Source organism: Pontibacter vulgaris, from assembly GCF_022758145.1.
GTDB classification, from domain to species: domain Bacteria; phylum Bacteroidota; class Bacteroidia; order Cytophagales; family Hymenobacteraceae; genus Pontibacter; species Pontibacter vulgaris.
Genome location: NZ_JAJVDH010000002.1, coordinates 875653 through 890495 on the forward strand (window position 1 = coordinate 875653; position 14843 = coordinate 890495).

A 14843-nucleotide genomic window follows, 5' to 3' on the forward strand; every position below is an offset into this window, starting at 1 on the left:
ATAAAAGCGCCTTCTCTTGTCAAAATACGTAAGTGAGAGGCAGTTGTAGCATTTACTGTTTAAAGCAATAAATACAAATGACCCTATGATCCGGAATATCTATAAAAAAATAGTGGCAGAAACGGCCTTATTTACAGTAGAGTTGGTGTTGGTGCTCCTGCTGTTTGTTGTATGTATAATCGGGTTTTTATACTTAGGAAACGAGATTTCGGATGGTAATAACCTGGGCATCGACGAGAAGGCTTTTGCGTTTGCCGGAGACTTGCGGAGTCCGGAAATAAATAGTTTTATCCAGTTTATCACCTTCTTTGCCTCGCGCCATTTTCTTACCCCTGCGGCATTGTTGCTATGTGCTTACTTTCTTTTTATCCGCAAGCACCGCTGGTATACTTTAAAAGTGCCGGTTGTGGCGCTGGGCAGTATTTTACTTAACCTGGTTATGAAATTTTTCTTCGACAGGCAACGGCCGCTGTCGCCACTGGTTGAAGCATCGGGCCTTAGTTTCCCGAGCGGGCACTCTATGGTGGCCGCTTCTTTTTATGGTTTGCTTATTTACCTGGTCTGGCAAAATGTAGAGCGGCCTGCTTTGCGTTATACTTTGGTAGCCCTGATCGCAGTTTTTATTTTTTTTATCGGCTTTAGCCGGATTTACCTGCGGGTGCATTATGCGACAGATGTGCTGGCTGGTTTTGCTGCTGGTTTTCTGTGGGTTATAATCGGGATATCGTTGTTGCGGCGTATAGAGCGTTATACCCGTAAAGAAATTGCCCCGGTAGTAGAGGATGAAATCCTCACTGGAAACGAATAATTTTACAGGCTGCTATTGCAGATAAAAAAATCTGTTATACCTTTGCAATCCCAATCTACAAGGGTTAAAGGGTTTTGGGACAGTACATTTGATTTAGTGCCAATGCGCACGTGGCGAAATTGGTAGACGTGCAGGTCTCAGAAGCCTGTGCCTTCGGGTGTGGGAGTTCGAGTCTCCCCGTGCGCACACTAAGAATGTTAAAGGCCAGCTGCAAAGCTGGCCTTTTTGTTTTTATACTTTTGCCCTTCAAAATGTTATCCTGAGGCTATGGTGGTCTGGTAAAGTTTCATAGTTGAAGCTTTTGTAATTAGGTTAGTACGCTATCCTTTCAAATGTCCTTCCATCCTGAGAGCTTAACTTGCCTATCGTTTCATTTTATACTTTGGTGCCCTCAGGCCAGGCGGCCTCGTCCTTTGGCATCGCGCTGTCTATTGAAGCTGCTCCTCGCTCCGCTGCGGGCTGCTGAGCAAGCTCAGCACCGCAACAATAAAAGGCGCTCAACCCAAGGACTGGAAAAGACACTTCTTCGTTAGCGGCTGTGCAACTAAAGCAGAACTGTCCCCTTGAGGGGACTATAGGGGTGTAACAACAGCAACTATAAAACTATAACTTTAAAAGCAGCAGCAGAAAAACTCCCCGCCTTAGACAAGGAGGGGTTAGGGGTGGTTGGAGCATTTATAACCATAAAACTATAAGCAAGACGCTCGTAGGAGCTGCGCGCGCTACGAGGTCTATACTAATCCTGGCTCAGACTTAAACTCAGAGCCGGGGTGAGGTAAAGCTGAAACGATAGGGGAAATCAATCTCAATAATACACCCGCCACTTCCCAACCTGCTGCTTATGTTTAAAACTTTTTATTAGCCAGACTCTCTCTGACAGCAATTCATCCCCGGTAATCAAAACCGCTTCCTGCTGCACCAAATTTCGCAGGCGGGCTTCATCTTGTTTGTTTGATAACTGCAGGTAATGTTGTCGCCAGGTAGTGTCGCTTTCAAACTGGGTTTCGCGGGTAAGTTTGCGGTTTTTATCCTGCACGGTAACTATGTTTCTTTTTAGCTCAAATGCCAGTGAAGGCAACAACTCATCATATACTAGCAAGGGCCTGTTTGCAAGCTGCTTTTGCCGGAGAAAAGTAACCAGGCTGGTGCTGCTGTTGGTTTTGTCGGGGTTATGGCCTAGCAGGTACGTTGAGTAAGGAATAAGCAATAATGTAAAAGCCAGTGTGGCAAGTATAAATTTCAACCCCGGATCTTTTGAAGAACGAAGTATAAAGGCCAAACTAGCAAGTATAGCCACCGGGAAAAGAAGTGCCCAAATTGGTATCTCAATACCTAAGCCTGCCAAAGGAACAGCCAGCAATGCCAGCGCAAGTATGGCAAAGTATAAACAAGTATAAAAAGTGGCTTTTTGTTGCCGTTCGGGTGGTAAAGCTTGTAACGTATAACCTGCAAGCAGTGCCAGGCCAGCGAAAAGCGGCAAGATGTAAAGTATAAGCTTGGAGCCTGAAAGTGAGAAAAACACCAGCGGAACCAGCAGCCATATTAACAATAAGCGGCTTTGTAGTTTTGGCATCTGTTTTATACTTGCAGCACTAAAAGCTACTAGCGCCGACCAGGGCAAGCTAAGGGCAGGAGCTAGCACCAGGTAAAACCACCAGGGCTTGGAACGGCCAAAGGTTTCGGGGTTGGCATAACGTTGTACGGTGTGTTTCAGCAGAAAATAATCTACAAACTGTTTTTCCTGCCACATGAGGTAAACATACCATGAGGCGCTGAGCAGCAGGAAAAGTGTAAAGGCTGTAAAAATATGAGCTGCTTTGCCATGTAGTAGACCTGTTACCGGCCTGTAAGCTATAGCAACCAGCACCGGGAAAATAATACCTACAGGGCCTTTAGTTAAAAATGCTAACGCCATGGTTGCAAAGTATAAGTATAGCCAGCCTGGGCTGTTCCGGTTTTTGTAGCATAACCAGGCCCAGATCGCCAGCAGCTCAAAAGTGGTCAGGAAGGAGTCGGTGGTAAGGTTGCGCGCCGAAATAAGTACAGCAGGCATAGAAATGTAAGCAACTACCGCAAAAAAGGCAGGCCGTTTGGCCTTAAAAAGCTCCAGCCCCATTTTGTAAACCAGCCAGGCCTGCAACACCAGCGATAGCTGCAGAAAAAACCTTGCCCCGAATTCAGTAACGCCAAAAGCAGCCATACCCCAGGCTGTAATTATATAAGTAACAGGTGGTTTATGAAAGTGCAGGATACCCAGCAGGCGCGGGTGCAACCAGTGTCCGGTAGCCAGCATTTCGCGGCTTATCTCGGCATAACGGGCCTCGCTGGTTTCGATAACGCCCCAGCCACCCAGGTTGTATAAAAGTATGGCCAGTAGTATAGTCAGCAGCAGAAGTACGGTGCGGGAGCCGTAGGCATCATTTTGTTTCAGCATAAAGCTTAGCGTGTGGTAGAGGGTTGCTGGGAGGGTGTTTCGCGCAGGCCTAAGTATAAATTCCGGCTATAAGCTGCCAGGCCGAAAATCTGACCGATAAAAAGTACGGGGTCTTTCCGGAAAACAGCGTAAGACACGATCATCAGGCTGCCCACCAGGCTGATAGCCCAAAACCCCGTAGGTATAACCGAAACCTGCAGCCGCTCCGAGTGGTACCACTGGTAAACAAAGCGCAGCGTAAAAATTACCTGCCCCAATCCGCCCCAGGCTATTAATGCTCCTGATATCTTGTTGTGCTCCAGAATATAGGAAAAACTATAGGTATCGCTGAAAAGGAGCCAGCCAATAGCCATAAACGGGAAAAGTATAGCTGCCCAACGAACTATAAATGGTACCTGATCCCACATGTTTTTCAGCTTCAGGTTGCGCAGGTATATAAAGTAGGATATCATTTGCCCGCCAATAATAACCAGGTCGGTGCGCAGGGCGCCATACACCATGAGCAGGATAGAGGCAATGATACTGGTGGTCCAGAAAGAGCCCGGGGAGAGTACTTTGCCAGCCTGCTCCGATTTTACCCATTGCACCAGTAGCCTGGCCGAAAAAAGCACCTGGGCCAGCAAACCAATGCCGTAGATAATAAGTTCGCTCTTATCCATGCTGCACAGGCTCGGCTTCAAACTGCTCCACTATGCGATAGCGGATATATCGCTTGCGCATCCAACGGAAGGCAAAAGTATCTTGCAGCGGGCCCCACAAACGATTGAACAAGTGATACTTAGAGTAGCCAGCAAAACGCTCAAAATGCTGTACGGGTATCTGTTTTACCTTGCCTCCCTGCAACTGAATAAGTGCGGGCAGAAAACGGTGCATACCATCAAAAAAAGGAATACGCTTGGCCCAGGCTGTATCCATAATTTTAAGCGGGCAGCCGGTATCTGCTATGCCATCCTGAATCATGCGCCTTCTAAAGCCGTTCGCAATCTTAGACGACATTTTTTTTACGAAGGTGTCTTTTCGTTTTTGCCGGATGCCGTTTACCATCTGGTATTCCGCTAAATACTCAAAAAACAGCAGAAAATCGAGTGGCGAGGTTTGTAAGTCTGAATCTATATAACCCACGTAGGGAGTTTGGCAATGGTCTATGCCGGCTTTCACGGCTGTGCTCAACCCGTGGTTCTTTTCAAAAGAGAGGTAAGCATACCCCGTGCGAGCATGGCATATTTCGCGTAGCATTGGCAGGCTGTTATCAGTAGAGCCATCGTTTATGAAAAGCACCTGCGCCGGCACCGGCGATTGCTCCAGAAAAGCATCCATAGATTCGCAGAAACGAGCCAGGCAGCCTTCTTCGTTAAAAACAGGTACTATTATAGTAAGGGTTAGTGCATTCATCAAAACTGCCACTTATGGTAGATGTTTTTATACTTATTTCTTTATTTAAGGTATATGAAAATATTGAAAAATTTTATTGCGATTACGTTATAAGCCCAATTGAAAGCTTAACCTGCAGCTACATACCATTACACTTTAACTATGAAAAACGTGACCAGAAAGTTATGGCAGTTGCTGGCTTTGTTGTCTGCAGAGCTGGTTGTGGTATGGCTTGTTTTCTTTGGCTGCATTATGGCGTTTTCTACTATCGTGAACGAAGTATTTATTGAGCAGGAAACAGATTTTGACCAGGCTTTGTTTGCGTTTGCCGACAGCCATACTTCGCCGGGAATTACGCAGCTTATGAAATATATTTCTTTTTTTGCTTCTGCCGAATATTTGCTGGTAGCTCCTGCAATTGTCGTGTTAATATTTGCCTTTTTTGAAAAGATGCACTGGTTCGGGCTTAAAGTGCTGCTGATTTCCTTTTCAGGGTCTATACTTAACCAGGCCCTGAAGCGCATTTTTGACAGGCCGCGCCCGGATACTGCCATGGAGGAACTGGCCAGCCTGAGCTTCCCGAGCGGGCATGCCATGATCGGGGGCATATTTTATGGCCTGCTGATTTACATTGTATGGCAAACGGTTGCCAACCAGACCTTGCGCTGGATCTATACGCTAGTGCTCACGTTGCTGATTTTGCTCATCGGTTACAGCCGGATTTACCTGAACGTGCATTATGCCACAGATGTACTGGCCGGGTATTCAGTAGGGGCGCTCTGGCTTATCATTTCCATTTACCTGATGCGAAAACTCGAAATTGCCTACCTGCGCCGCTACGAAACCAAAACTCCATCCGAAGAATTATAGTTAACCCATTACCCGGATAAGGGGACTATCTTGTTCATCAGCTTTGAATTAAGCCTAAAGAACTGTACTTTAGTTACTGACGCCGGATTACCTGCCAGGTTTATACTTTGTGCCTGTCAGTAAGTATGATTCCGGTTAATGTAAAGTATTTTGATCAGCTCCTGTAACACCAGTATGCATACCTTTCGCAGAAGAATTATACTTTATAGTTTCGGTTTGTTTATGGCCGTACCAGGCCTGGCCCAGCACCCCGATAATATAGCCGAAGTAAAAGCAAAACTTCAGCAGGAACGAATGCAGGCACAGGCAAGCAAAAGTATAAGCGCAGCCGCCAAAGCCGAAAAGTTGCTGGAGCTTGGCATGTGGCAGGAAGCAAGCCAGGCGCTGACCACTGCCAAACCTTCCACCCAAACTATACTTGCCAAAGCCAAACTGGCCATACTGCAGAATGAGTTTAAGCAGGCCGAAAAGCTGGTGTTGCAGGCACTAAAACAGAACACGAAGCAACCCGAAGCTTTGCTGCTGCAAAGCAAACTACAGGTGCAGGCATGGGAGCTACCCAAAGCCCTGGCAACAGCTGAGCAGGTATTGCAGCAAAATGCTAAAAACGAAGAAGCTGCACTGGCCATAGGCCGCATCCTGATGTTGCAGAAAAAGTATGGCGAGGCACTGAACTGGGCACAGAAAGTACAAAGCTGGAACAAGAATAATGCGGCGGCTTACCTGCTGGAGTCTGATGTCCATTTCTGGAACCAGAAGCCGGAGTTGGCTGAAAAGCCTCTTATTACCAGCCTTACCTTAGATCCTTTTAATGCCGATGCCCGCTTTAACTATGGCTATGCTATCTGGCGTCGCGTAGATGCCACGCAACTTAACGCCATGGCGGCACAGTGGGAACTGGCCCTGGAGCTAAACCCACTGCATTACGTTACGCACTGGCACTGGGGCAATGGCCACACCAACCTTACCTATGCTGATTATGCACACCCAACTGATGAAAAAGTACGCGAAGAGCTAAAGGTGGCCGATAAACTACTCTCGCAGAACAAAGTTCAGGAAGCTTTGGCAGCAGCACAACAGGTACAGAAAAGCTATCCGGAGTCAGTTTTGCCGGAGATGCTGCGTGGCTCGGCTTACTACATGGCTTTCGATATGCCACGCGAGGCACGCCTGGATTCTGCCCAGGCTATTTTTCAGCGCATTCTCAAGTATAAAAAACATTATGGCTCGGCACATAACGCCATGGCCGCCGTTATCAAACAAAAGCAGCTTACTTACCTTGCCGCCTACGATTCGCTGAACCAGGTAATTGAGAGAACAGCAATAAAGGACCCTGTAAATTTTGCGCGCGTGTTTCCGGATGTGAGCTACTACCCGGGCAATACTGTGCAGAAAATGGTGTGGTCGCAGTTGTATGAAAGCATCGTATACTTCCCGTTCCTGTCCAGGATGGGCGAAACATTCGTGGTACCGCCGCTGCACATCGACCTGGCTATTGCCATGAAATCGCCCTACTTCCGGCAGGCTACCACCTTTGATAACCGCCAATGGATGGATATCCGTGGGGTAGGAAGCGGCGCTGCTGCCATCGAATATGTTGTGCGGGGCTCTTTCCTGGAGCGCAACGTGGTGCTGCATGAGTATACCCACCTTTACCACGGCCGTGTTTTTACCGATGCCGAAAACCGCGAAGTACGCCGCCTCTATAACAATGCCATGAAAGAAGGCAGGACTTTGGATTATTACTCCGCCAACAACGAGCACGAGTACCTGGCCCAGACCTATCCGGCATACTTTGAGCCTGTAAAAGTGCATCCGCTCAACCATAAGTCCATTAACACCACCGCCGACCTGAAAGCCAAAGACCCGGAGCTTTATACTTTCCTGGATAAACTGGTGCAACGCCAGCGAGCCTACCTGGCAGGCGATAAGCAGGCAATGGCCAGCAACTGGGCGCAAGTATACCTGAACCTGGCAGAGCGAGCCGAAGGGAAAAAAGAATTTGCCAGCGCAGCAGCCCTGCTGGATACCGCCCTTACCTGGGATGCCAGTTACCAACCAGCGCTACTGGCGTATGCCGGCCTGAAGCAACAGCAAAACGATTATGAAGCTGCCAAATCCTTCCTGCGAAAAGCTGAAAGTATAAACCCGAAGTATGCGCCTGTTTATGTAGCTGAAGCAGAACTGCAGGAAAATATGCGCCGCGCCGGTAAACTATCGGGAAAGAAAGCAGTAGCTGAGCAGGCAAAATTGTACGAAAAAGCCATAGCGCTGGAAGACGACCTGCTGACGCGGGCACAGGTAAACCGTAGTTTCCGGGAGTTTTATACTTCGTACGGGATGGTGCCACAGGCAATAGCGGTAGCAGAATCATACTTGAAAGATGCGCCAACTATTTCTACTTACCTCCGCGACCGGCGCGATGAAGCCCTGGCCTATGCCAATTACCTGAAAGGCACCACCCGGATTGCACCAGAGGCTGTAGAAGTGCTGTCGAAAATAGTGGCGCAGAAGCCGCAAAATTACGAACTGCGCTTGCAATATGCCGATGTGCTGGCTGCCCAGGGCAAGTATAGCGAGGCCATTGCGACATTGGAAGAAGCACAGCGCATTCTGGCTGCGGCCGGCAATGCCCGCCCTGATTTTATGGTCAGGCTGGCAGCTTTTAAGCTGAAGGCAGGTGATAAGGCAGGCGCCCGTGAAGCACTGCAACCTATACTTGATGGCAAAGCAAAACTGCGAACCGATCTGCACAGGTTGGCTGGCGTGTATGCAGCCTTAGGCGAAAAAGAGAAAGCGGCCGAAGTACTGGCACAGTTACCGGAAGCTGCCACATCAGCTGATGCAGCAAATAAATTATTGGCACAAGGGCAGCTAAACGAAGCGGCAAAGGAACCAAAAAAGGCCAGGAAAGCTTACAAAACTGCTTTGAAAGAAAATCCTTACCAATTTGAGGCACGGCAGCAGCTTTCAAACCTCTTGCAGCAGCAGGGTAAAATCCAGCAGGCGGAACAGGTAAAAGCCGAAGGAGTAAAACTGGCACAACTTTAAACAGACACAAACTATACTTTTATAACCAATCTAATCTACACACATGAAAGTTATTTTACGCTTACCATTTTTACTTGTACTGTTGCTGGCAGGGCTTTTTTCCTGCCGTACCACATCTTCCGAAAGCGAAGCTGTTATGTCAAGTAATGCTGCCGCGGCACCTGCCGACTCCACAATTATTTACATTGTGCGCCACGCCGAAAAAGATATTTCTAACCCTGATAACCAGGATCCGGATCTTACAGAAGCTGGCAAAGCGAGAGTTGAGGCATTTCGTGCTCTAATGCAGGGGCAGCAGGTAGATGCACTTTTTGCTACCAAGTATATCCGTACCCAGAATACGCTTAAGCCTTTAGCTGATGAACGAAACCTGGCTATTACCCAATACGAAGCACATGATTTTAATGGCCTGAAAACACAGATCCTGACAAACTATAGCGGTAAAACAGTTGTAGTGGCGGGGCACTCAAATACCTTGCTGCCAATAATAGAAGCCTTTGGTGGCAAGCGCCCGGTTTCAGATATTTCAGATCACCAATACGATTATCTGTTCAGGCTGGCCCTGGCACCTGATAATGGCATAGCCGTTAAAACCGCGCATTTCGGCACACCTGCCAACTAAGCAGCTATAACATACAAAGCCCCGCTACCAGAAAGTATGCGGGGCTTTTTTATGCTAAAAGTATAAGTAAAAGTTGGGTGAAGTATAGGAGTGAATTATCGTTTCACAACCATAGACTCGGCCAGGCGGTCGTGCAGGGTGTTTTTATCAGAGTGATAGTTGCCTGTAATAAACCTGAAAATCACGATAACCATTGTGATGGGCTTTGCAGCGTAACGTACGGAGGCTTTTTTAAAACTGAGGCACGTTCCATTAACATTTTTAACCCGAAGCCCCAGTAATTGCTTGCCTATAGTGGCTTGTATGGCACAACTTTCGGCTCCGGCAAAGTATAGCCAGCCCAGTAAAAAATGCAGGAATAATTCAGGCTTTAGGAGAAAGGCAGTCTCGTCGCTGCTGATCGTAAAATAATCTTCCAGGCCAATAACAGCCAGCAGCAGCAGAGCATCTATAGCAAAAGCAACCACACGAACTCCCATGTCGGCCAGTTCAACGTTGTTTTTTGATGTAGAGTATACCGCTTGCATGTGCTAAGTGCTTATAGTAGAGTGCGTAATGACTTATACTATAGCGCGGCTTACAAGTTGCGGTATGTGGTATGTTATGAAGGGTAAACTGATATTAAAATAATGTAAGCTGCTTTTCAGGCTGAAGAATGCCTTCGTGGCGCAGCAGCCACTCTTTGCGCCATAGGCCACCGGCGTAGCCTGTCAGGCTGCCGTCACTGCCGATTACGCGATGGCAGGGCACAAGTATACACAGCGGGTTTCTGCCATTGGCTGCTCCTACGGCCCTAATGGCTTTCTCTCCGGAAATGCTCCTGGCTACATCCATATAAGAATTTGTTTTGCCAAAAGGTATACTTTTAAGCTGCTCCCATACTTGTTGCTGAAACACGGTGCCTGCAGGCACAAGCGGGAGATCAAAGTCGCGGCGCTGCCCGGTAAAATATTCATCCAGTTGCTGCACGCACTGCTTTAACACATCCGGCACATGCTCCGAAACTACAACTTCGTCTTCGCAGAAAAGTGTGCTGCAGATGCCCGTATCCGTGCCTGTAATTTTAACAACACCAATAGGAGAGGGGTAACAGGTAGTATAAATCTCGGTAGCCATACCTGTAAGTTAAGAAATTTGCGGCCGTATAGCAACAAAAAAGCCGGCACATGGCGCCGGCTTTTTGCACAGGGTAAAGGGGTTATCTCTTTATTAAGCGTTTGGTATCGGAGCCGGCGGCTGTTTCTATTTTATAATAGTAAGTAGCATTTGGCAGGTCGCGCAGGTTAACTTCCAGGGTATATTTTCCTGGTGCCTTATTCTCGTTCAGGAGGGTGCGCAGGGTGGTGCCTTTTTCATCCAGCAGGGTTATTTTTACATTGCCCTGTTTGGCTACAGAATAGGCAATGGTATTAGCATTGGTTGCCGGGTTCGGATAAACCGATACTTCTTTGTCTTTTTTGCTTTTACCGGCTTTGCGTACTTCCTTTTCAGAGCCATCCCAAAGTATAAACTGGGCCGGGCGCAGCAGGTGGTTGTACTGCATGTATGCGCCGCCACGTTTTTTATGTTTGCCTTTCTCTCCGGCTTCAGGCGTTACGCCATACTTGGCCAGAATTGCTTTAATGTCGGCATCCCATTTGGTGCGGTCATCACGCAGGTCTACCTTTATGCGTTGCATCTGCGTTTTATACCTTTCGGCAATGGCTGCAGCAGCTGTGTATACTTGCTTTACTTTTTCGTGCTGTGCTTTTACCTGGGCTTTCTGGGCATCGGTAAGCGGTGTTTTGTTTTCGCCACGGGCTGCTTTAAGCTGCTCTTTCAGGGCTTTGCCTTCCTGGCGGGTTTGCTGTAATTGCTGGCGCAGTTTTTCTATTTCCTGCTTGTCTTTGGCCGATATTTCTTTTTCCAGTTTCAGGCGTTGCGCGCGTAGCACGGGGCGCACATTTTTCTGCATGTAAGTGTGCAGTTCTTTGCGCAGCTCGGGGTTCTTTTGTTTGCCCCCGGCAAGCGTTGCCGTACTGATTGCGACCAGCAACACCAGCAGCATCAGGTTTTTTATTCTGTTCAAGTACATAGAGGTTAAAGGGTTAGGTTTATACTTCTAAGACTGGAACAGAAGCCATAGGTTTAAAGGGATAAAATAAATTTATGCGTTACCTTCTGAAGACAAGTGTACCGGCAATAATATCGTGAAGGGCCTGGTTTTTGTCTGTAAAGCCAGCCATAATATACCCGATGAAAAAAATTGCCGATGATATGATCTTGGAAAGATAACGCCCTGTGGCTTTTGCAAACGAAGGCCGCACGCCACGCTCGTCTGTTACAAAAACTCCCATTATTTGCTTGCCAAAAGTAGCCTGGTATTTAGAGCTTTCCATGCCGGCATAGTATAACCAACCCAGTACAAGGCCAGCCAGGTTCAGTTGCAGCGAAGTTTCAGGGTTTTGCAGGTTAAGGGTGGTCACCGCGCTCCAGGTAAGTATGAGCAGGAAGGTAAGCATAAAGGCAACAATGCCATCCAGTAAAGCGGCTGCAAATCTGGCCCAGAAGCTGGCGTAGGTAGGGGTTGTTTCTTGTGTAAAGGTATTCATGTAAAAGAGTAGTAAATCTGTGCTAATGATAAGGTAATTACCGCACAATGGCAACGAAAAAGCCACCGCAACGGGTGGCTTCTCTGTTTTTGCTATGATTTATACTTTATACTTTATCAGGATTTACTGGCTGTTGCTTTAGGCGCAGGCGAAAATTTGATCACTTTGTTTTTGGTTGGCTCAACAGTGCGCAGGTACTTGTAAATGGCACGCAGGTCTTCTTCTTCCATGCCGCCATACATACTCCATGGCATTACTGAGTTATACCCGTCAGGGCTTACTTTTGCCAAAGCCTCCGGATTGCCTCTCGATTTAAAGCGCTGAACGAAAGTATCCTCTGTCCAGGTACCTATGCCGGTTTCTTTATCCGGGGTGAGGTTAGCAGAACGCACAACGGCATTATTCGGAAATTTAAATTCTACGCCGCCTGCCAGATACATGCCTTCGAGAGGCCCGTCTTTATCCTGTGGTGTATGGCATTCAGCACAGGAGGCCATCGTGAACAGGTATTTTCCTTTAAGTACAGGGTCTTTAAGCTCAGGGTCTTTTGCAGTTGCCAGCGGGCGGTTTTCAGGCAGGGTACGCAGGATCAGGCTGAATGGAAAATCAGGCTCCGATTTAGGTACAACATTTTTAACAGGGGCCAGCGTACGGATATAAGCGATAATGGCATGTACATCCTGTTCGGCCATCTGGTTGAAAGCTTTATAAGGCATCAGCGGGAAAAGTGGCTCGCCGTTTTTACTTACACCCATCGTAATGGCACGGTACAGTTCGCCATCGGTCCAAGCGCCAACACCGGTTTCCTTGTCTGAAGTTATGTTTTTAGCATAAAAAGTGCCCGGAAAACCCATGTTCTGGTCAAATTTATCTCCACCTTTTCCTTCTGTACCCGGCACTAAAGGGCCTGAAAAACGGGACCAGTCGCGCGACGAATGGCAATCGATACACACTGCCACATGGTTTGCCAGGTATTCACCTCGTTTTTCTAGTGCAGCTGTCTTATTAACAGATAGTACAGGGGCTGCATCTACTTTAGGGAAAGTATAGCGGAGGTATAAAACGCCTGCTGCAATAACAAGCACAATACCCACAACTATATACCCAATAATTTTAAAGGCCTTTTTCATAAACACAGGAAGAACAGATGAGATTGAAAGTATACTTAAATAATATGGTAATTTTAATAAAAAATTATACTTATTAAAATAGCAACTTATGATCCAGGCGGTAGTTTTGAGTAAACACCTTGTAGGGAATGGTAAAATAGAACAAAAATAAAGGGGCTAGAAGTTGTCGGTGCATGTGCCGGCTTTAATGGGCAGGACAGGGTTTTGGTTTTACTTGTAAGCAGATGTAGTTGAGGCCAAAAGTATATTGGTAAAAACAAGAAAGGAGAACTTTCGAAGTTCTCCTTTCTTGTTTGAGTTGTTAAAAACTTATCTGAACGTGTCTTTGCTATCCACGATCTTTACGTCTTTTACATTTAGTTTATAGTTGGCGATCTCAGCATCTTCAGCCAGCACTTCTTTTGGCAAGCCTTCTTTTACCAGGTTAGAATAGCTCATCGGCGATGGTGTGTTGTTCAGCAGGGCTTGTTTCAGAGGCTCTGCTTCGCTGTCGTCGGTAACAACGGTAACGAACATATTATCTACCTGCCAGTATTTTTTAACAGCTTTGTTTACATCATCTACTGTTAACTTAGCCAGCAGGCGGTCCATTTCCTGGATATAATTCTGGCGGCCGTAGAAGCGTGAATCCATTAAAAAGCCCAGTTGCTTCTCTTCTGTCTGGATGTAGAGTTTCATGTAGGAGCGCAGAAACTTGCGTGTGAGCTCAAATTCTTCAGCCGTCATACCGTTTTTAATCAGGTTGTCTACCTCACGCACGGCCAGGCGAAGGGCAAAGTGTGCATGGCCAACGTTAATATCCTTTAGCTCTGCATATTGTTGTTTCAGGCCTTCGGCAATCTGAACCGGGCGCAGCCACAAGGCAAAGTAATTGGAAGTGCGCGGCACGCCCGGGTTTGGTAACTGGTAGCTTCCACCGTTGTCGTACCACTCAATGTAAGAGTAGTCGCCATAGTTCATAGAGCGCGTTGTACGGATTTTGTCATATAGTTTACCGTAACTTTTGCGGTGCTCGCCTAGGTATGAGTTGGCCACCATAAGGGCAGCAAAATCATTGGCAGAACGTGTAACCGGCAAAGGCATACCTGTAAATACAGCGGAACCCAGCGCATCGCTTTTCTGAATAATCTCTACCTGAACTCCGTTTGGCCTATTTGGCTGCCCGGCCAGTGGTATGTTTGGTTTTACCTCCGATAGCTGCGCCACATCGGCTTTTACTTTGTTAAGGAAATCCTGGCTATAGTTACCGGCTATCCCGATCATTACGTTGTTGCGGGTAAAGTATTGGCGCCAGTGGTTCTTAACATCATCCAGGGTTATACTTTTAACACCAGCCGATGTGCCCTCAGGCGTGTGCTGGTAGTTGGTGCCCCGGAACAGCAGATCTTCGAGAGCCTTTTTGCTATACTCTTCATCCGACGATGCCCGGATTACCTGGTCTACATAGTTTTGCTGGTTCGAGAGTACGCGCTTGAAATCTTCTTCGGCAAATGCAGGTGTTAGCAACAGGCCACGAACAATCGGGTAAAATTCGTTCAGGAAATCCTGGTGCACTTCAAAAGTAAAAGTGGTTACTTCTTTATCCACGTTGGCAGAATAGCCTGCCGCCATCGGGAAAAGCTTATCCTTTATCTGGGCAGTGGTCATATCCTTTGTGCCACTTTCCGTAATCATTTCGGCTGTAGTATAAGTAAGGCCTTCCTTGCCTTTCGGGTCCGACATAGAACCGTTCTTAAACATCAGCTTGATGATTACTTTATTTGATTGCGGGTTCTGCAGTTCCACTACTTTATCCGGTGCAAAAGCCAGGTTGGCATCGTAGGCAACAGGCATTGTAGTAGTAACGGCGGTGGTTGTTGCGGTGCTTTGCTGAGATGCCTGCGGTTGTTTGGCGCAGGACGCTGCAACCAACGCAACAGGCAATATATAGGCAGCTAATTTTTTCATGCTATAGCGATTGATATAG

General features: G+C 47.3%; 13 protein-coding genes and 1 tRNA gene. 5 read left to right on the forward strand and 9 right to left on the reverse strand.

The genetic code is table 11. The features are described 5' to 3' along the window. Nucleotides 1-85 precede the first annotated feature (85 nt). A complete protein-coding gene (locus LWP20_RS05000; RefSeq protein WP_242927012.1) occupies nt 86-808 on the forward strand; it encodes a phosphatase PAP2 family protein in 723 nt (240 codons plus the stop codon). A gap of 104 nt (nt 809-912) precedes the next feature. Continuing rightward, a tRNA-Leu gene (locus LWP20_RS05005) sits at nt 913-994 on the forward strand. Between the two features lie 619 nt (nt 995-1613). Here the strand turns inward: LWP20_RS05005 and LWP20_RS05010 are convergent. The 3 genes from LWP20_RS05010 to LWP20_RS05020 are packed head-to-tail and all read right to left on the reverse strand — an operon-like array spanning nt 1614 to nt 4634. Beyond that, nucleotides 1614-3242 carry an ArnT family glycosyltransferase gene (locus LWP20_RS05010; RefSeq protein WP_242927013.1) on the reverse strand — a complete coding sequence of 543 codons (1629 nt, stop codon included), beginning with the start codon at nt 3240-3242 and terminating at the stop codon, nt 1614-1616. A gap of 5 nt (nt 3243-3247) precedes the next feature. After that, entirely contained in the window at nt 3248-3901 is a 654-nt protein-coding gene (locus tag LWP20_RS05015) for a lipid-A-disaccharide synthase N-terminal domain-containing protein (RefSeq protein ID WP_242927014.1), read from the reverse strand. Next, nucleotides 3894-4634, reverse strand: coding sequence for a glycosyltransferase (locus LWP20_RS05020; protein WP_242927015.1), 741 nt, complete (start codon nt 4632-4634; stop codon nt 3894-3896). Before LWP20_RS05020 ends, LWP20_RS05015 begins: the two co-directional genes overlap by 8 nt. A gap of 141 nt (nt 4635-4775) precedes the next feature. Between LWP20_RS05020 and LWP20_RS05025 the strand changes: the two genes are divergently transcribed. The 3 genes from LWP20_RS05025 (at nt 4776) to LWP20_RS05035 (ending at nt 9156) form a co-directional block, all read left to right on the forward strand. Beyond that, a complete protein-coding gene (locus LWP20_RS05025; RefSeq protein ID WP_242927016.1) occupies nt 4776-5483 on the forward strand; it encodes a phosphatase PAP2 family protein in 708 nt (235 codons plus the stop codon). Between the two features lie 174 nt (nt 5484-5657). Then, entirely contained in the window at nt 5658-8534 is a 2877-nt protein-coding gene (locus LWP20_RS05030; RefSeq protein ID WP_242927017.1) for a tetratricopeptide repeat protein, read from the forward strand. Between the two features lie 43 nt (nt 8535-8577). After that, nucleotides 8578-9156: a SixA phosphatase family protein gene (locus LWP20_RS05035; RefSeq protein WP_242927018.1), complete on the forward strand. Its 579-nt coding sequence runs from the start codon at nt 8578-8580 to the stop codon at nt 9154-9156. 95 nt (nt 9157-9251) lie between these two features. Here the strand turns inward: LWP20_RS05035 and LWP20_RS05040 are convergent, their stop codons facing one another. From LWP20_RS05040 to LWP20_RS05065, 6 genes are all read right to left on the reverse strand, one after another. Continuing rightward, complete coding sequence (locus LWP20_RS05040; RefSeq protein ID WP_242927019.1) at nt 9252-9683, reverse strand: RDD family protein; 432 nt, start codon at nt 9681-9683, stop codon at nt 9252-9254. Between the two features lie 94 nt (nt 9684-9777). After that, nucleotides 9778-10272, reverse strand: a complete 495-nt coding sequence (locus LWP20_RS05045; protein WP_242927020.1) for a methylated-DNA--[protein]-cysteine S-methyltransferase — start codon at nt 10270-10272, stop codon at nt 9778-9780. An 82-nt stretch (nt 10273-10354) separates the two neighbouring features. Further along, entirely contained in the window at nt 10355-11224 is an 870-nt protein-coding gene (locus LWP20_RS05050) for a T9SS type A sorting domain-containing protein (RefSeq protein WP_242927021.1), read from the reverse strand. Between the two features lie 85 nt (nt 11225-11309). Further along, nucleotides 11310-11747, reverse strand: a complete 438-nt coding sequence (locus LWP20_RS05055; RefSeq protein WP_242927022.1) for an RDD family protein — start codon at nt 11745-11747, stop codon at nt 11310-11312. Between the two features lie 116 nt (nt 11748-11863). Continuing rightward, nucleotides 11864-12877: a c-type cytochrome gene (locus LWP20_RS05060; protein ID WP_242927023.1), complete on the reverse strand. Its 1014-nt coding sequence runs from the start codon at nt 12875-12877 to the stop codon at nt 11864-11866. A 309-nt stretch (nt 12878-13186) separates the two neighbouring features. Beyond that, complete coding sequence (locus LWP20_RS05065; protein ID WP_242927024.1) at nt 13187-14824, reverse strand: M16 family metallopeptidase; 1638 nt, start codon at nt 14822-14824, stop codon at nt 13187-13189. Nucleotides 14825-14843 lie beyond the last annotated feature (19 nt).